The organism is Providencia sp. CIM-Carb-044 (assembly GCF_033901115.1).
Classification (GTDB): domain Bacteria; phylum Pseudomonadota; class Gammaproteobacteria; order Enterobacterales; family Enterobacteriaceae; genus Providencia; species Providencia hangzhouensis.
In genome coordinates, this window is record NZ_JAXADV010000084.1 from 1 (window position 1) to 397 (window position 397).

Consider the following 397-nt stretch of genomic DNA (forward strand, 5'->3'; position numbering starts at 1 on the left):
CTCACATTGTTTAAGCGATAAACAATGTGCGTTGTTTTCAATTTTCAGCTTGTTCCAGATTGTTAAAGAGCATAATTGTTAAACCAACTACAATATAATTGGCTTAATCATTATTGGGGACATCGTCTTTCACTCGATATCGGCGCAATTGGCGTCCCCTAGGGGATTCGAACCCCTGTTACCGCCGTGAAAGGGCGGTGTCCTAGGCCTCTAGACGAAGGGGACACGAAAATTCAATTGCAAAACACCGTTTTGCTATTTTCGTGTAAGTCTTATCCTCTCGAATAAGTCTCCCACGTAAAGCCATTGCTCTACTTTCTATCAGACAATCTGTGTGAGCACTTCACAAAAACACTTCAATGGTAAGGAGGTGATCCAACCGCAGGTTCCCCTACGG

General features: G+C 43.6%; 1 tRNA gene. It reads right to left on the bottom strand.

The features are described from left to right. Positions 1 to 149: 149 nt before the first annotated feature. A tRNA-Glu gene (locus tag SJ312_RS23405) sits at positions 150 to 225 on the bottom strand. Between the last annotated feature and the right edge of the window lie 172 nt (positions 226 to 397).